Source organism: Shewanella mangrovi, assembly GCF_000753795.1.
Classification (GTDB): Bacteria; Pseudomonadota; Gammaproteobacteria; order Enterobacterales; family Shewanellaceae; genus Shewanella; species Shewanella mangrovi.
Map to the genome: position 1 here is coordinate 58,331 of NZ_JPEO01000005.1, position 16,875 is coordinate 75,205.

A 16,875-nucleotide genomic window follows, 5' to 3' on the forward strand; every position below is an offset into this window, starting at 1 on the left:
TAGCCCCGTTTTACTACTCTGCTGATACAACTTTTGGAGTGACTGGTGCGCCTGGGCGAATCCGTTGTAGCCCTTCAATCACCACTTTTTCACCGGCTTTCAGCCCGCTGGTAACGCGCCATTTGTTATCAATGACTTGTGCAGTAGTCACGACGCGCGGTTCAATCACGTTTTGGTCGTTAACGACCATTACCACGGCTTGACCCTTAGCGTTATGGGTGACCACTTTCTGTGGCACCATAATCGCCTGCGGATCGATACCAGCATTGATAATGGCGCGCACATACATGCCTGGCAGCAAGGTATGTTCAGGATTCGGGAATTCAGCGCGTAAAGTGACGGAACCAGTGCTTTGATCAACACTAACTTCGGCAAATTTCAAGGTGCCGCTCTGGTCGTAGATGCTGCCATCTTCCAGCATCAGTTTAACGGTCGCGTCATCGCTTGCCTGCAGTTGGCCGGCCTTGAGGCTGGCTTTCAAACGCAGCAGTTGTGCACTTGATTGCACGATATCAATCTTGATTGGATCCAGTTGCTGAATCGTGGCAAGGGCAGTGGCTTGGTTGGCGGTGACCAATGCGCCAGGTGTAACCGATGAAATACCCACACGGCCAGCAATTGGTGCTTTCACTTCGGTGTATTCAACATTGATTTTGGCAGTGTTGACGGCGGCTTCTGCAACGCTAACTGCAGCTTGCGCTTCCTTGTACGCGGCTTCAGCAGTATCGAAATCTTCTTTACTGATAAAGTCGGTTTTGGTCAGTTCGGTGTAACGTTTATAGGTGGCTTTAGCAGATACCAGACTCGCTTTCGCGCGTTCCAAATCAGCTTCTGCACTCAACAGACTCGCGTTATAAGTCGCAGGATCGATTTGATACAGCGATTGCCCCTGCTTGACTTCAGAACCTTCGACAAATCCCTGCTTGGTGATGATGCCTGACACCTGAGGACGTACTTCAGCTTCTAGATAAGCCCGGCTACGACCAGGCAACTGAGTTGTGAGCACCTGAGAAGATGACTGAACTTGGATAACACCAACTTCGGTGGCTTTGGCTGGACCTTGTTGCCCTTGTGCTTGTTGGGCTTCTCCGCCACAAGCGGACAACCACAATGCCATGCTTACAACCGAGGCAACTTTGACAATATGCCGCATGAAAACTCCTATTGCTATGCTAATCCCTTACGCAGCGATGTACCTATTCCAAAGGGATGCTAATTCAGTTCAAAGGGTGCGTATTTTATAACCTACCGGTTATTATCTGCGGCTAATCCGCAAAGTGGAAATTTTAAATAGTAAAATTTCGTTAAAGGCACCGCTGTTAGAAGGGATATTTTCTCCTACCAGACCGTAATTTGTGCCACAAATTTGTACCCACAGACGTAACAAGTTGAACAATGAGTCTGGTAGTTTTACCTACAGAAGGCTATAGTTTACCACTGTAACGTATAATTTGTTAGATAGCGAAAATGTGGCTCACTGTTGCATAGGTGAAACAATCAATGGATCTCAATCGAGTACAAATCTTTGCGCAAGTTGTTGAACAAGGTAGCTTTACTGGCGCTGCCCGCGCGCTTGGATTGACCAAAACGACTGTCAGCCGCAAGGTGGCAGAGCTAGAAACCCAGACTGGTGTTCAACTATTGTTTCGCACCACAAGAGCTTTGCGCTTAACGGAAGCGGGTTCAGAGTACTACAACAAAATTACTAAAATCCTACAGGATTTAGAAAACGCCGAAGCACAGCTCAGTGCGAGCCAACAGCGGGTTAAAGGGAGTCTGAAAGTTATCTGTCCATTTGAAATGGGGCAGTTATTCTTGGGGCCAGTATTCGCCTCATTTTTGGAGGCTTACCCCGATATCAGCATCGATACTGAACTGACCAGTCGCAAAGTTGACCTGATTGAAGAAGGCATTGATGTGCTGTTCCATGTGGGCATGATTGAAGATTCGCGTATTCAAACCTACCGGTTGTTTAATACCAGCACCACCTTGATGGCCAGTCCTAAGTATCTGGCGCGCTTTGGTAAACCCACTAAGCCTGCGGACTTGGTCAATCATCGTTATATTGATTGCCAATATAGCCGTCATTTGGGCAGCAGTGACTCGATTCGAATCTTTGATGGTCAACGTTGGCAAACCATTGAGCCGCAAGTGCCGTTTAGGGTCAACAACATCACGCTCGCGCGGGAAGTGGCGATTTCAGGACTCGGGATTGCCGCACTGCCAGTGATGATTGCTGAGCAGGCATTAGTGAGTGGCGAGTTAGTGCCACTGCTGGAAGATTTTCCGATGGAACATAATGTGCTGACCATGTCTTATCCAAAACGTGCCTATCTGCCACGCAAATACATGGTGTTTATCGATTTTATCTACCAGATGCTGTTTCGCAGTAAAGATGAAGAGCTGTTGGAAAAGCCAGACTTTGTGTTGTTGAATGAGGACGAAAAAGGCAATGTCACGCCGATAGCTCGTCCTCAGGAGTTTTCCTGCATCAAGACGCTCGATGCGCTAAATTTGAAGGGTTCAGTTGCTTCTGCAGTGATAGGCGATGCTGACTGATATCATCGGCAACCGGCGTAAAGTCAACGACTTGGTAGCGATTACGGATCAACAGATTAAGCACAGTTCTGAACTTATTGCGGGTCTTAATTTGTACTGATTGATAACCGTTGGCGCTGAGCCATTGCTCTTGCGCCAACAGCATCTTCTTGGCTAAGCCGATACCCCGAAACTCTGCGGCGATTCCGCCCAGCCAGCTATAAAAACGCTGTTCATCCAGTGCATAGCCCAAGTTAAAGCCAGCTAACTCATCTTCTACGTACAGTAACTGCAGCAGAATGCGTTTATCGTAAAGACGCTGTCGAATTTCGGCGACGGAATCAACCGCGTCATATTCTGGTATCTGCTCCATCAGCGCTATCACCTGCGCCATATGTGAGCTCGACAGTTCAGTGACTGTCGTTATGCTTGTGTGATACATCGTTTGTTACCCCCAACGGCCAGCAGCAAAGGGCTGCCAGCAAAATCGGGCGCAGTATACCAGTTCGAATTTACGGTTCCATTAACACAGTGCGGATTTTGCGCTGCCCCTCAGAATCATCTCTTGTAGGACTTTCAACAACACGCCGTACGCCGGAAGGAACAGGCACAAGCTGATGAGCAGCTTAAAGCCGTAGTCAACGCTAGCAATTTCTGGCCAATGTTGCGCCATAAACGGATTATCTGAGTGATAAAAGGCAATACCAAAGAACAGCAGGGTATCAATCAGGTTTCCCACCACGGTTGATGCCGTCGGCGCTACCCACCAAGCGCAGCGTTCGCGAATCGCGGCAAATACCTTGATATCCATCAACTGGCCAAAGCAGTAAGCTGCAAAGCTGGCAAACGAAATGCGCAGTACCAGATTATTGATTTCTGCCAGAGAAGCCGCGCCCTGAAAGGCGCCATCGTGGAATAGGACGCCAATTAAGTAGGACAAGACTAAGGCGGGCAACATTGCCATAAAGATAATGCGTCTGGCGGGCTCTTTACCAAAGATGCGTACGGTCAGATCTGTGGCGAGGTACACAAATGGAAAGCTAAACGCGCCCCACGTAGTGTGAAAGCCGAAAATTTGAAATGGAAGTTGTACCAGATAGTTGCTGGCACTGATGATCAAAATGTGAAAGCTGATAAGCAGCAGTAGCGCACGTTTAATCTGCGCTGGAGTTAACATCAACATATTGTGACCTTTTTGATTGATTGCAGCGGGGTGAGGGAACCCGCGATTAAGCTCGAAAGCGGCGCACATTATAGTCAACTCGCGCCGCCTGACAAGTCGGCGTTAGAAATCCACCAGAATCGACATAATGGTGGCGAGCTTATTTTCCAACTCTTGCCATTCTGATTGCGGATCTGATCCCGCCAAAATGCCCGCGCCAGCGAACAGGTTAATGGTGCCGGGCTCTAATAAGGCGCTGCGAATCGCCACTGCAAACTCACTTACATGACGGCTCAGATAACCACAGGCGCCGGCGTACCAGCCGCGATTGTAACCTTCATACTCACGAATAAAGTCCATCGCACTTTGCTTAGGCAAGCCGCCGACTGCAGGCGTGGGATGCATAGCTTGCAGCAGCTGAAAATCGTTGACGTTGTGTTTCAGCTTAGCGCGAATGATGCGATGCAGATGTTGAATATGGTTCAACTTAAAGATTGCCAGCGGCGCATTACCGTCGACTTCATCGCTCAACGGGTTGAGTTCATTGACAATATGGGTGCGAACAAACTGGTTTTCGACGCTATTTTTGGCGTCATCTAACAGCTGTTGTGCGAGTAGCTGATCTTCTGCTGCCGTCATGCCGCGCACTGTGGTGCCCGCTAAAGCTTCGGTTTTCAGTTCATGTTCATGGCGTTGAAACAGTCGCTCCGGCGTACAGGAGATAAAACTGCGTTCGGGACTGAACTGAAAGCCAAACTGAAAACTGTTGGGATTACGCCCTTGCCAACTGGCCAGCACGGTCCAAGGATCAGGCGCATCGGCGACTTTTAACTGAGTATGGCGGGACAACACCACTTTGGGGGTGTCAGCGTTAAATTGCGGTTCGGTCACCATCGACACCAACTGCTGCCAACGTTGTTGATTTGGGGTGTCACGACGCTCCAGCACTTCGGTCTTACGCGGCGGTGCTAACGGCGCTGCTGGCACTAATGCCTGCAATGCATCTCTCGCGCGCGCCAGTTCGTACTGTGCATCACCTTCGGCCAAATAGAGGTTAAGCAGCAGTTGGTAGTGCTCGTCTTGGCGACGTAACTCCAGACGCGGCAGAATAAACCGCACGCGGCCAAACTCTGGCCATGATGCTTCACGCCGATCAAAGGCGATGCCGCCGTAGTAACGAATATCCGGTTCTGCCAAGCAGCTCAATTGTTGCTGATAGACGCTTGCCAGTTGTTCATCCGTGACGGTTTGCTCAAAGAAAAACTGGTGACAACTGCCAATGGCGGCGGCCTCTTCATCATTGTTGCGGCCATGCCAGTAGATTTTCGGAAAACTGTGTTGGGTCGCCAGCCACGCCATCAGCGGCAAGGTATCAATCGGTTGTTTGAGTTGTAACACCGGAGCTTGAACTTCAGATAAAGTCAGTTCAGTGAGCCGTTGTTGTAGCGATTTAACGGCTTGCGAAAGAGATGTAACAGACAAATGACGCTCCGAAAGGGTAAAAACAGCAACCTGAAGGGTCTTGGTTGGCAGACTATTGCTTCAACACAAACTAAAGTTAGCGGCTCGGAGTGTCAAGCAATCCGATGCTAAGGTGTGATTTTTGCCGTGATCTGTATCTTGTAAGACTATTTAAATTTGTGATCAGGGTGGACATTTTTGCGTTATTTGCTGCGCACCTGTGTCAAAATGTCGCAGTTGGATATTTTTTACTACTCCATGTGCTTTGAATATTAGATCCTGATGGCTTTTTAGGGGTTCTTCCCTTTAAGCTTGTGCGCCTTAACATCAGAATTGGTGTCGAACTTTCCGTTTTTCCATTCACAAGGCATAGCATAATGTCAAAATTACCAGCAAGAATTTCACTACTGGCAATAGCCGTGGGGTGCGCGTGTCAAGCTAATGCAGATGAACAAGTTTCACGTGATCGTCTGTTAAACGTGAACGAAGTTATCGTGGTACATGGTGATAAGCCAACGGCGCTTGCCGAAGCCACGACCCATTGGAGCATCAACGCTGACGATATCAAAGCCATGGGCGCCGTTAGCTTAGAAGATGTGCTTGAAACTGTCCCAGGCGTGTATGTGCGCTACGGTGGTCAAGGTACACCGCGTATCGACATTCGTGGATTCAAAACACGCCATGTGACACTGTTAATCAACGGTGTTCCAGCCAACAGTGCTGACGATGGCCAATTCGATCCTAGCTTAATTCCAACCAGCCAAATTGAAACCGTTGAAGTATCTATGGGGCCGGCCTCTGTACTTTATGGTCCAGGTGGTGCGGGTGGTGTCATCAATATCATCACCAAGCAAGGGCAAAATGCGCCAGCATTCTCCGCCAAAGTTGAGGGTTCGCAAAACTCGACCTACAACAGCGAGATGAGCTTGGCAGGCAGCGGCGATAACTGGCAAGGATTTGTTAGCGGCAGCTATCAAACCACAGATGGTTTCCCTATGTCGTCTGACTATGTGGCGACTGAATATCAAGATCGCGACACCCGTTTGAATGCTGATCGCACCATTCGTAACTTCTATGCTCAAGGCAGCTACTGGGTGAATGATGACACGCAACTGATTGCCAATGCGGCGTTGCGTTCAGGCGATTGGGGTCAGGCGCCGCGCGACGGTAGCGGTGTGAGCAACGTACGCTATCAAGGTGTTGATGACTACCAAGGCACTACAGTGCAGTTGGGCGTGGCACATAAATTCAACAATGTGCTGACCCTACGTGGTTTCGGTTATCACAACCAAACTGACAAAGTGGATCAAACCTTTACTGACGCCACTTACGCAGATCTCTCCGCAGCACAAGACAGCACCTCTAAAGTGCAAGGCCTCAATCTGCAGTTGATCGCTGACTTTGCTGATAAAGGTATTTGGAGCACCTCGGCGATTGCGGAAAAGCAGAGCTGGGATTCTGAAGATACCCAATATCCAGTGGCATCGACTGGTGGTTCAGGCGGCGGTTCTGGTTCAGGCGGCGGTTCTGGTTCAGGCGGTGGTTCTGGCTCAGGTGGTGGTTCTGGTTCAGGCGGTGGTTCTGGCTCAGGCAGCAGCAGTGCGCCAACCGTGACGACACTGTCAGATTCTGCATGGGTTTACACCTTGGCGACCGAATATCAACATCAGCTGGGCGATAACTTTGGTTACACTGTTGGCGCGGGCTTCCATAGTATGGATGCCGACAGCAATTCAGATGACGACTATTCCGCGATGGCATCTAGCTACTGGCAAGCGCTGGAAGGTACCAAGCTGACCTTGGGCGTTGCCCGTAAAATCCGCTTCCCGTCAATGTCAGATCTGTACGATCTGTCTTCCGGTAATCTGGATCTGCAAACCGAGACCTCTCGTCACTTGGAGATCGGCCTGGAGCAGGATTTGGGGTGGCAAAGTCAGTTGGAAATCCATGCCTTTACCACAGATACCGACAACTACATCGTCAAAGATAGTGATGGTATTTCGCAAAACATCGGCGATTACCGTTTCACTGGTTATGATGCGACGATCACTAACCAAAGCGTTGCTGGTTTGAAGTTGACGTTGGCGTATAGCTATCTGAACTCAAAAGACCGTCATGCAGACGAAACGCGTAGCGATGGTTTGAACTATCGTCCAAAACATCAGATCCGTTTTGAAGCCGCATATCAATTGCCGACCGATACTAAGGTGCATCTGAACGTGCAGCGTGTGATCGATCAGGTCTACTTCCAAAACGTGAGAGTCAATGGTGTGAGAACGCTGACAGAGTTTGGTTTAAATCCATACACCTTGGTGGATGTGAAACTGAGTCAAGGATTTGCGGATGACAAGTTAGAGCTTTATATCCGTGCCGCCAACCTGTTGGATGAGAACTACTACCAAAGCGATTCTATGCCAATGGCGGGTCGTCAGGTGTTTATAGGACTGAACTGGCAGATTTAATCATGCGCTTGATTGAACTTGATGGGGTTAATTTTAACTATGGTAGCGGTCAGCCGTGGATCTTCCGTGATCTCGATTTTCGGCTTGAGTCCGGTAGTTGCCATTGTATAACTGGCCCCACGGGTTCTGGTAAATCAACACTGCTGCAGTTAATCGCTGGATTGCTGAGCCGCCCATTTGAGGGCGGCGTATTTCGGCGTCAGGGATTGCTCACAGGGTTGGTGATGCAAGATCCACAAGTACAGCTGCTACGCCAGACAGTGGGCGCCGAAGTCGCGTTTGCGCTGGAAAATCTGGCGTTAGCAACCGAACAGATGATCCCTATGGTGCAGCGAGCGCTGCGACGGGTGGGGTTGTTTGTGAGTTTAGATTGTCCCATCAGCAATCTATCGTTGGGGCAGAAATACCGCTTAATGATGGCGGCACAATTGGTATGTAATCCAACGGTGCTGCTGCTCGATGAACCTTGGGCACAGCTGGATGACCGCGGTGTAGAAGAGCTGATCATGGTGATCCGTGGTTTAGTGGCTGACGGAATTGCGGTGGTGATTAGTGAGCACAATCCGCGTTCATTTGATGGGCTGGTCGATCATTTTTGGCAGCTTGCCGATGGTCAACTGAAACCGGGCATCTATCGCACCCAACACGCCATTCCGCTGAAGGCGATGAGTTGTGGTGATGAAGTGATTGTTGACACCGATAGTTTTGATTATCGCTTTGTTGGCGACAGTCCACTCTTCAGTTGTGAGCAACCATTGCAGGTTCGTCGCGGCGAATTAGTCACCCTGATCGGTGATAATGGTGCCGGCAAAAGTAGCCTGATGAAGTCGCTTGCCGGTATTCAAAGTAATACTGTCGCCCTGCCAATCCGCGTGTTTGGCGAACGGCCTAAAGCGGGCGCTTATGGCGCACGTCTGGGATTACTGATGCAGCGTCCGGTGCGGCAACTTTTTGAAAACAGCGTGCTGGATGAGATCTCCTTCAGCCTGAAACGTTTCGAACTGCCTTTAGAAAATGCCGCCGCATTACTGCAAGACTTAGGGCTGGAAGCGTTTGCCAAGCAGTCACCTCATAAACTCTCTTATGGACAGCAACATTTGGTCGCCTTGGCATCACTGGTGTGTTACCAACCGCAACTGCTGCTGTTGGATGATCCAATGGCGGGCCTAGACGCGGAATATTTTGACCGCTTTTGTCTGATGGTGAATCGACTGCGCGAACGTGGCACTGCCGTTATCGTATCGAGTCACCGACCGTTGCGACAGTTACCGGTTTCTCAACAATGGGACATCGCCGATGGTATGCTTACCGTCAGCTATGCACTTGAGGAAGCCTATTATGCCAGTTAGTCATTTTTCGCGCTCACAGGCGACACCGATCTCCAGTCGCTCTTTGTGGTTTGCTGGCACAGCGATGGTGTTGGCCTTGTTGCTGTCATCGGCGGCGTTTTTTGTGCCACAAGTTTACTTGCCATGGCTGGCTGGTATCGATGCATTGTTAGTACTGCATGGCGTTATTAACAAGGGCAATCTCGGTGGCTTACTGCGCTACATTCTGCTGCAACTGCTATTTACTATGGTGTTGTATTTAGCGATTCATGGCGGCAATCAAGTGGGGCAAGGGGTCATGGCCGTTGCGCGTATTTTGCTGGCGTTACTGCCGGGCTGGTGGCTCACCAGTACCGTTAGCGCTGAGGCGATTGGCGAGTTGCTCAGTAAAGTCATGCCGTCAAAGTGGGCTTTCGTCATCGTGGCATCGATTAACCTGTTGCCGTTTATGGTCAACGAAGCGCGCGAAATCTATCAATTACAACTGCTACGCGGTGCCCGCATCTCGCCTAAACAGTTACTCAACCCTCGTAATTGGAGTGAGTTGTGTTACTGCGTCTTGTTCCCGCTGTTAGTTCAGTTACTCAAACTTGCACAACAGACAGCAACGGCTGCCCGTGCACGGCATTTCGGCCACAAATCACGACGTACACATTGGCGTCCTGGACAGAGCGAAAATGGCAACAAATAGTCAATCTAGAGGATTTCAGCTGCAGGATGCACTGTTTATTGGTTTTTGTGCCACCTTATTGGTGGCATTGAAAAGCATGCTGCGACTGCGTCTGGGGCTATCTGGCCACTCGATGCTGTTAATGAGTTTCTTTTATCTCACCTGTTACTGCACAGTGGCGCGCGTGGGCGCGATTACCGCATGCGGTGCGATGGCGGGCGCGGTGGCGGCCATCTTGGGCGTGGGCAAAGGTGGTCCCATTTTATTAGTGAAGTTTTTGGCGCCTGCGATTGCGATGGAGCTTACGCTGCTGCTGGTGCAGAACCTACTGACATTGCGCTGGCGACTGATTGTCGTCGCCGTAGCCGGTGCCATTGTATGGTCGGCGAAAGGATTGTTAGAAGACCTGCTGGTGGGCATGAGTTGGCAAGTGGCCAGCGTACGTTTTGCGGCCAAAGTCGGCTCTGGCGGCGTTTTTGCCACGATTGGCGCGTTGTTAGTGATCCCGGTAGTCAGGCGTCTCAAGGCGCATGATTTGCTGTATCGTGATAGTAAGATAGATCAGGAGCTGTAATGGCCGATTGGTTAATTTGTATTGATGATACCGATGATATTGGTACCAAAGGCACCGGCGAGATTGCCAGCGAAATAGCGGAACTGCTGCAGCAGGCAGATGCTTCCGCGAAGGTATCGTTTGTCACGCGCCATCAACTCTATGTGCACGAGGATATTCCTTACACCTCACACAACAGTGCTATGTGTTTTGCCTACAGCGGTACATTGCCGTTAGCCAACATTCGCGCGCTGGCAATTGCGCATTTACAGCAAGAATGTGCTGACGCGGCGGATCCTGGCTTAGCCGTGGTGAATTTAGCCGAGTTGAGCGATGAAGCTGCCTTACGCCAGTTTGGTTTGCGCGCCAAACAACAGGTGCTGACCAAGGAGCAAGCTTACCTTTTAGCACTGCAACTGCAGATCAGTCTCAGTGAACATGGTGGTACAGGCCAAGGCGTTATCGGCGCCCTCGCGGGCTTAGGCTTACGTTTGACAGGCAATGATGGCCGGGTCAAAGGCCAGATTCAGCTGGGACAGGGAGAACAACCGCTTCAGTATTGTGTGGCCGATGTGCTTGCGCGTACCGGTTTAGATGCGGTGATGACCACCGATGGTAGCTGGTTGGCTGATGACGAAACTGTGTGGCTGGCTGGCAAGGTGAAGGCGGTATGGGTCCAAGGCAAATTTGCGCTGTTGGTTAGCCGTAATGCGTTAGGCTGGAGTAATGCGTCTAAACAAGAGTTAAAGGAGTACTGATGCCTCAGCCGCAAAACTTCTCGCTTATTGATGGACGCTGGCTGTTTAACGGTGGCCGTAATGACCAGCAAAAGGTGCGTTTACAAGCGGAAAACTGCCCGCGTTTTCAGGAAGATGATGAAGATGAGCAGGTCGACGATGTAGTGCGTAGTTGCTACAACTGCGCTTTCCGACGTTGGTCTCCACATAGTTTCGCTTGTATGGTCATGGCCGACATCATCGCGGACTAATGTGAAAAAATGTTGTGTTGATACAGGCAAAAATTAACCGTTGCTTATAAAATAAGGCTTCTAACTCTGGTAACTGTGCCAGGCGCAGTCAGTCGGTCTCGAAAATGACCGGTTATCTCGGGAGCTGTTAATGTCAGAAGCGCTGCAATCTGCAGATTTGGTTAAAATTCCGGTCGCTCATTTAGAGCTAGGAATGTATGTTGCGGCTATCGAGAACAATGGTCAGGTCGCGGTTTCCAATCCAGGCAAGTTATCAAAATCTTCCGCAATTACTACGCTCAACGCGCGTGGCATCAAGTTTGTGTGGGTTGATATGGGGCGCTCCGATATCGCCGCCAAAGCCCCTGAGGCACAAGACGACGTTGCTGCCTTATCTCCGCAAAACAAACGTTCAGTGAATCGTCAGAAAGCTCAAGATGAAGCTAGATCCTTGCTTGATGAGGCCAAGAGCTTGATCCGCAAAGTGCTGTCGGAAACCTTTGAAGGCAAAGCCATTGAGGTGAAGCCGTTTGAGGCGCTCGCCGATAACATGATCGAATCCGTTATGGGCCATTCTGATGCGCTTAAGTGTGTTAGCGCATTACGCTCGAAAGACGCCTACCTGCTCGAACACTCTGTTAATGTCGCTGTACTGCTGGTGACCTTTGGTCGTTACCTCAATTTTGACCGTGCCATGCTCAAGCAACTGGCTGTTGGCGGTATTCTGCATGATATCGGCAAGATCAAGGTGGACGATGCGGTGCTCAACAAACCCGGCAAATTGACCGCGGAAGAGTTTGAGCACATGAAACTGCACCAGGTGTACGCCATTCCTATCATGTCAGAAGCGAAGGGGCTGTCTCAGGTCAGTAAAGATGTGTGTCTGATGCACCATGAGAAGCTTGATGGTAAAGGTTATCCGCGCGGCTTAACTGCCGAGCAGTTACCGCAACATGGGCGTATGAGCTGTATTGTCGATATTTATGATGCACTCACCGCTACCCGTTGTTACAAAGAAGCGATGAGCCCCGCGGCAGCGTTTAAGATTCTGCTGAGTCTCACGCCATTCCATCTCGATGAAAGCCTGGTCTATGAATTTATTCGCTGTGTTGGTGTTTATCCGGTGGGCTCGTTGGTGGAACTCTCCGACGGCCGCGTTGGCATTGTGTGGGATACCGAAGGCCGCGATGCGCTGCATCCGATTGTGAAATGTTTCTATCACAACAAACATAAGCATTACACCGATGTCGCGTTGGTGGATATTAAAAGTTCTGCACTCAATATTGAGCGTGGCGTGTCACCCAGCAGCATGGACGTTGACCCTAGCCCCTTCTATTAATTTCAGTAGTCGTTACACTGTCGAGGCCTGCACTTATCGCAGGCCTTTTGTATTGTTGGAGGTGTTGCATGTCGCACTGGAAAGCTGCGCTGCTGTTGCTGCTATCGCTGTGTTTGTTGATCCCTGGTGTCACTCAGCCCATTTTGTCGCTTAGCGGCACAGTAGAAAAAGCCAAGTTATCGGCGACCGGAATGGATATGCTCGCCAGTAGCGTCGCTGATGATTCCGAGTCAGATCGTAAACATGCGCGCAATATGATTGGCATGGTGGCGGGGTTGCTAGGGCTGAATCATCTCGAAGGTGAAGTGCAAGTCTTTGATAAGACACGCAGCATCTGGAGCACGGTGACGGAGCTCTATCAAAGCGGTAATGCCTTAGTGGCCTTTCTGGTGATGTTGTTCTCCGTCATTGTGCCGGTCATCAAAATTCTGTTAACTCTCTGCTCGATGATCGCGCGCGAGTCGCTAGCGCTGCGTTTACAAACCCTGTCCGGCGCATTATCCAAATGGTCGATGGCGGATGTGTTTGTGGTGGCATTAATTATCAGCTTTATGGCGGGTAACGCGTCTGCGGGGATGGGGGATATGGTGCGCACTAATGCCAGCTTTGGCCTTGGCTTTTGGTTTTTCCTTGGTTACTGCTTGTTATCCCTGTTGGGACATAGCCTGATAAAGCGTGTCACAGTGACCAACTCTTAAGATTAAAAGGTGATAAGAAAATATTTTATAAAGCTTTCGGTTATTTAGTATGGCATTTGATTATTGGCCGAAGCGTGAGTCGCTCGCGATAATTGCCACCATTGCCATTCAAAAAGCCGGAGGTGGGTGTGAAAGTCGTGCTGATGTTGCTTATTGCAGTAGCTCTGGTGCTGGTGGCCAACTATTGTTCTGCAACAGTGCAAGCCGTGCTCTATCTCGGCGTATTTATCGCGTTGTGGTGGGGCTTTTCAAAATCGCAACGCCTTAGCAACCCTAAGCGTTAGCCAAAAACATGACCGCCGCGTTTGCAGCGGTCACCTGACGGTCACTCAGTCACTTTACTCGCTGGCGCCTAATACGCCATTGCTGGCAATAGGCACAATCCAGTAGCGACAAGGGTTGTGCTGGCACACCTCGGCGATGGCGGCCAACAGCTCCGCTTGTTGCTGCTGTGGGTGCATCACCTCAAACTTGTAGAACTCGCGATAACCTTCCACTTGTTCCTTCAGATTGTACTGGCTGTGCTCGCGGCTAAAACCACAGATATTGATTAAGCTAAAGCCCGACAAATAATCGAGCGACATCAGCCTGTCAACGATATCATCCTTGATGTTGTGTTGGGTAATCAGTACTAGCAGCTGTTTCATTTGCGTTTCTCCAGCGTTTCATAGAGCAGCGGTAGCAGGTAAAGCGTGGTAATGGTGGAGGTGATCAGTCCACCAATGACGACAATCGCCAACGGCCGCTGGATCTCCGCGCCGGGACCGGTGGCGAACGCCAGTGGGATCAGACCAAACATCGCAGTGGTTGCCGTCATCAGGATTGGCCGTAAACGCCGTGCCGCACCTTGTTTGACGCGCTCCTCCAAACTGGCAAACAGATGACGTGATTGCTCGTAATAGCTGACCATCACCACACCGTTGAGCACCGCCACGCCTAACAAGGCGATAAAGCCCACGGATGCCGGTACTGACAGATATTCCCCCGACAGATACAAGCTGATAATGCCGCCCATCATGGCAAATGGTACGTTGGCCAGAATCAGCAATGCCTTCGAGATCGTGCCGAAGGTGGTGAACAGGATCAGGTTGATGAGCATGATGGCGACCGGCACCACGAGCAGTAAGTTGTTGGTGGCGCGCTGTTGGTTTTCAAATTCACCACCAAAGCTCAGACTAAAGCCGCTCGGAAGTTGCAGTTGTTGGTCTAACTTGCTTTTCAACTCTTCGACAAAACCGACAATATCGCGACCACTGACGTTAGTCGTCACCACGGCAAAGCGGTTGCCTTGTTCGCGGTCAATCAGAATCGGCCCTTCACGGAAGCTGATATCGGCCAGTTCACTCAACGGCTTTTGCGTGGCATCTGGCAGTAAAATCACTTGTTGTTGCAATTGCGTCAGACTACTGATGTTGTCACGCGGATGGGCAATCAATACTGGCGTACGTTTCTTACCCTGAATGACTTCTGTGACCATAATGCCTTCGAGCTGGCTCTTGAGGTAGCGCCCAAAGCTCAGTGCATCCATGCCATAACGGCTGGCAAGACCATCCTTTAATTTCAGGTTGATAAACGGACTGCCTTCGGTCATTGCCGTTTTCACATCCTGTGCCCCAGTGGTGTTGCTGGTCATCTCGGCAATTTGGCTGGCGAGCGTGTTCAGTTGCGACAGGTCATCACCAAAAATCTTAATCGCCACATCACCAATGCTGCCGGTCAGCATTTCTGAGACGCGCATCTGGATCGGTTGGGTGAAGTTAAAATCGATACCGGGAAATTTCATTACTTCGGTACGGATGGCATCAATCAACGCGGTCTTGTTGGCAAAGCGCCATTGGTCGGCGGGTTTAAGCTGCAGGAACACGTCGGTTTCATTGAGCCCCATCGGATCTAAGCCCAACTCATCTGCGCCCGTGCGGGCCACCAGTTGTTCGATTTCCGGCACAGTCGCTAGCAGGTGTTGCTCAATTTGTTTATCGAGATCCAGTGATGATTGCAGCGATATCGACGGCGATTTGGCGAGCTGCAAAATGATGTCACCTTCATCCAGCGTCGGCATAAAGGTTTTGCCCACTAAGGTGAATAGACCAAAACTCAGCACTAACAAGGTGCCCGCGATAGCAACCGCTTTTTTGCCGTTACTCAGCACCCAAGTGAGGGTTGCCAAATAGTGGCGCTTGAGCCAGTGCACGAACCTTGGTTCTTCTACCGCTTTTTCATTGACCAAATAAGATGCCAGCACTGGAATAATGGTCAGCGCCAACACTAAGGCGGACAACATGGCGAACACTATGGTGACCGCCACTGGCGTGAACATCTTGCCTTCCAGCCCGGACAGTGTCAGCAGTGGCGAGAACACGATCATCACGATCACTGTGCCAGACACCACCGGTGTGGCAACGTCTTTGGTGGCGCGATAGATCAGATGCAGCCTCGGTACTCTTTGCCCACCGGCGAGCTGGTTGACCATGTTTTCCACTACCACCACCGACGAGTCGACCAACATGCCGATGGCGATGACTAAGCCGCCAAGGCTCATCAGGTTGGCCGATAAGTGAAAGTAGCGCATCAAGATAAAGGTCGCTAATGCGGCGAGCGGCAATACGCAAGAGACCACTAACGCCGCACGTAGGTTGCCAAGGAACAGCGCCAGCAACACGATCACCAGAATTACGGCTTCCACTAAGGCTTCAGAAATGGTGCCGATGGCAGTGCTGATCAAATTCGCGCGGTCATAAAACACATTGAGTTTACTGCCGGGCGGCAGGGTTTTTTCTATCTCGGCTAGTTTCAGTTTTACCGCGCTGACCACATCGGCGGTGTTGGCATTTTTCAGCGCGACAATCAACGCTTCGCTGGTCTCACTGCCGTCTTTGGTGACCGCACCATAGCGGGCAAGGTGGCCAATTTCGACCTTGGCCAAATCTTGCAAGCGATAACTGCCGTTAGCATTACTGACGATCACCATTTGCCGCAGCGCTTCCAACGAATCGATACGACCTTCCGTACGTACGGTAAAGTTGTCGGTGCCCACGGTAATGCGGCCCGCGCCGGTGTTGACGTTATTGGCCTCAATGCGCGCCATCAGCTCATCTTGGCTGATACCGGCCTGCGCTAATGCTTGTGGATTGGGCGTTATCTGCATGGTTTTGGCAAAGCCGCCGAGAATGTTCACGTCAGCAACACCGGGGACGGTACGCAGCAGTGGTCGAATTTGCCATTCCAACAGTTGTCGCCGTTGCAGCAAACTCATCGACGGATTTTCCAGTGAGAACATAAAGATTTCACTGAGCGGGGTACTCATGGGCGCAATACCGCCCTCGATATTGCTCGGCAGTTTATCTTTGACGGCGGCGAGGCGATCGCTCACCTGCTGCCGTGCCCAATAGATATCGGTACCTTCGTTAAAGTCGAGAGTAATGGCGGTAATGGCGTATTTGGTGGTGGAGCGCAAAATTGATTGCTTCGGAATGCCCAGCAGTTCGGTTTCTACCGGTACTGTTACCTGCGATTCAATCTCTTCAGCAGTCATCCCCGGTGCTTTAAGAATGATTTTGACCTGCGTTGGCGAAATATCCGGAAAAGCATCCAGCGGTATACCAAGCCAAGCATAGCTGCCCGCCGCGGCCAGAATTAGACCGGTGATCAGCATAAACAGCCGCTGTGTCAGCGAGAAGCGGATCATTGCATTTAGCAT

General features: G+C 50.6%; 16 protein-coding genes. 10 read left to right on the top strand and 6 right to left on the bottom strand.

The annotated features are described in order from the left end of the window. Window positions 1–13: 13 nt before the first annotated feature. On the bottom strand, window positions 14–1,153 hold the full coding sequence (locus HR45_RS08915) for an efflux RND transporter periplasmic adaptor subunit (RefSeq protein WP_037442097.1): 1,140 nt from the start codon (window positions 1,151–1,153) through the stop codon (window positions 14–16). A 347-nt stretch (window positions 1,154–1,500) separates the two neighbouring features. On the opposite strand from HR45_RS08915, the gene HR45_RS08920 reads away from it, so the two are divergent. Continuing rightward, window positions 1,501–2,559: a LysR family transcriptional regulator gene (locus HR45_RS08920; RefSeq protein WP_063355104.1), complete on the top strand. Its 1,059-nt coding sequence runs from the start codon at window positions 1,501–1,503 to the stop codon at window positions 2,557–2,559. On the opposite strand, the gene HR45_RS08925 is transcribed toward HR45_RS08920, so the two are convergent. From HR45_RS08925 to HR45_RS08935, 3 genes are all read right to left on the bottom strand, one after another. Beyond that, on the bottom strand, window positions 2,492–2,932 hold the full coding sequence (locus HR45_RS08925) for a GNAT family N-acetyltransferase (RefSeq protein WP_052074631.1): 441 nt from the start codon (window positions 2,930–2,932) through the stop codon (window positions 2,492–2,494). The genes HR45_RS08920 and HR45_RS08925 overlap by 68 nt on opposite strands. Before the next feature lie 129 nt (window positions 2,933–3,061). Then, entirely contained in the window at window positions 3,062–3,721 is a 660-nt protein-coding gene (locus HR45_RS08930; RefSeq protein WP_037442382.1) for a 7-cyano-7-deazaguanine/7-aminomethyl-7-deazaguanine transporter, read from the bottom strand. A 102-nt stretch (window positions 3,722–3,823) separates the two neighbouring features. Then, entirely contained in the window at window positions 3,824–5,182 is a 1,359-nt protein-coding gene (locus HR45_RS08935; protein WP_037442099.1) for an isochorismate synthase, read from the bottom strand. 356 nt (window positions 5,183–5,538) lie between these two features. Between HR45_RS08935 and HR45_RS08940 the strand changes: the two genes are divergently transcribed. From HR45_RS08940 to HR45_RS19410, 9 genes are all read left to right on the top strand, one after another. Continuing rightward, a complete protein-coding gene (locus HR45_RS08940) occupies window positions 5,539–7,623 on the top strand; it encodes a TonB-dependent receptor plug domain-containing protein (RefSeq protein ID WP_037442100.1) in 2,085 nt (694 codons plus the stop codon). Window positions 7,624–7,625: 2 nt separating this feature from the next. Then, entirely contained in the window at window positions 7,626–8,972 is a 1,347-nt protein-coding gene (locus HR45_RS08945; RefSeq protein ID WP_037442101.1) for an ATP-binding cassette domain-containing protein, read from the top strand. Then, window positions 8,962–9,642 (top strand): energy-coupling factor transporter transmembrane component T, encoded by a 681-nt coding sequence (locus tag HR45_RS08950; RefSeq protein WP_037442102.1) that lies wholly within the window; start codon window positions 8,962–8,964, stop codon window positions 9,640–9,642. Before HR45_RS08945 ends, HR45_RS08950 begins: the two co-directional genes overlap by 11 nt. Then, window positions 9,629–10,195 (top strand): hypothetical protein, encoded by a 567-nt coding sequence (locus HR45_RS08955; protein ID WP_037442103.1) that lies wholly within the window; start codon window positions 9,629–9,631, stop codon window positions 10,193–10,195. The genes HR45_RS08950 and HR45_RS08955 overlap by 14 nt, the downstream gene beginning before the upstream one ends. Continuing rightward, window positions 10,195–10,932 (top strand): DNA-binding protein, encoded by a 738-nt coding sequence (locus tag HR45_RS08960; protein ID WP_037442104.1) that lies wholly within the window; start codon window positions 10,195–10,197, stop codon window positions 10,930–10,932. The genes HR45_RS08955 and HR45_RS08960 overlap by 1 nt, the downstream gene beginning before the upstream one ends. After that, complete coding sequence (locus HR45_RS08965; protein WP_037442105.1) at window positions 10,932–11,162, top strand: hypothetical protein; 231 nt, start codon at window positions 10,932–10,934, stop codon at window positions 11,160–11,162. Before HR45_RS08960 ends, HR45_RS08965 begins: the two co-directional genes overlap by 1 nt. Before the next feature lie 130 nt (window positions 11,163–11,292). Then, a complete protein-coding gene (locus tag HR45_RS08970; protein WP_037442107.1) occupies window positions 11,293–12,480 on the top strand; it encodes a cyclic di-GMP phosphodiesterase in 1,188 nt (395 codons plus the stop codon). Between the two features lie 68 nt (window positions 12,481–12,548). Continuing rightward, window positions 12,549–13,178, top strand: coding sequence for a paraquat-inducible protein A (locus HR45_RS08975; RefSeq protein ID WP_037442109.1), 630 nt, complete (start codon window positions 12,549–12,551; stop codon window positions 13,176–13,178). 128 nt (window positions 13,179–13,306) lie between these two features. Then, on the top strand, window positions 13,307–13,462 hold the full coding sequence (locus tag HR45_RS19410) for a hypothetical protein (RefSeq protein WP_156104046.1): 156 nt from the start codon (window positions 13,307–13,309) through the stop codon (window positions 13,460–13,462). Window positions 13,463–13,516: 54 nt separating this feature from the next. Here HR45_RS19410 and HR45_RS08980 read toward each other — a convergent pair whose 3' ends face one another. Beyond that, window positions 13,517–13,825 carry a DUF3240 family protein gene (locus HR45_RS08980; RefSeq protein WP_037442111.1) on the bottom strand — a complete coding sequence of 103 codons (309 nt, stop codon included), beginning with the start codon at window positions 13,823–13,825 and terminating at the stop codon, window positions 13,517–13,519. Beyond that, window positions 13,822–16,875 (bottom strand): efflux RND transporter permease subunit, encoded by a 3,054-nt coding sequence (locus HR45_RS08985; RefSeq protein ID WP_037442113.1) that lies wholly within the window; start codon window positions 16,873–16,875, stop codon window positions 13,822–13,824. Before HR45_RS08985 ends, HR45_RS08980 begins: the two co-directional genes overlap by 4 nt.

Coding starts and splice junctions, on each gene's coding strand:
- HR45_RS08915 (WP_037442097.1), bottom strand. CDS start 1,153: ATGCGGCATATTGTCAAAGTTGCCTCGGTTGTAAGCATGGCATTGTGG.
- HR45_RS08920 (WP_063355104.1), top strand. CDS start 1,501: ATGGATCTCAATCGAGTACAAATCTTTGCGCAAGTTGTTGAACAAGGT.
- HR45_RS08925 (WP_052074631.1), bottom strand. CDS start 2,932: ATGGCGCAGGTGATAGCGCTGATGGAGCAGATACCAGAATATGACGCG.
- HR45_RS08930 (WP_037442382.1), bottom strand. CDS start 3,721: ATGTTGATGTTAACTCCAGCGCAGATTAAACGTGCGCTACTGCTGCTT.
- HR45_RS08940 (WP_037442100.1), top strand. CDS start 5,539: ATGTCAAAATTACCAGCAAGAATTTCACTACTGGCAATAGCCGTGGGG.
- HR45_RS08945 (WP_037442101.1), top strand. CDS start 7,626: ATGCGCTTGATTGAACTTGATGGGGTTAATTTTAACTATGGTAGCGGT.
- HR45_RS08950 (WP_037442102.1), top strand. CDS start 8,962: ATGCCAGTTAGTCATTTTTCGCGCTCACAGGCGACACCGATCTCCAGT.
- HR45_RS08955 (WP_037442103.1), top strand. CDS start 9,629: ATGGCAACAAATAGTCAATCTAGAGGATTTCAGCTGCAGGATGCACTG.
- HR45_RS08960 (WP_037442104.1), top strand. CDS start 10,195: ATGGCCGATTGGTTAATTTGTATTGATGATACCGATGATATTGGTACC.
- HR45_RS08965 (WP_037442105.1), top strand. CDS start 10,932: ATGCCTCAGCCGCAAAACTTCTCGCTTATTGATGGACGCTGGCTGTTT.
- HR45_RS08970 (WP_037442107.1), top strand. CDS start 11,293: ATGTCAGAAGCGCTGCAATCTGCAGATTTGGTTAAAATTCCGGTCGCT.
- HR45_RS08975 (WP_037442109.1), top strand. CDS start 12,549: ATGTCGCACTGGAAAGCTGCGCTGCTGTTGCTGCTATCGCTGTGTTTG.
- HR45_RS08980 (WP_037442111.1), bottom strand. CDS start 13,825: ATGAAACAGCTGCTAGTACTGATTACCCAACACAACATCAAGGATGAT.
- HR45_RS08985 (WP_037442113.1), bottom strand. CDS start 16,875: ATGCTAAATGCAATGATCCGCTTCTCGCTGACACAGCGGCTGTTTATG.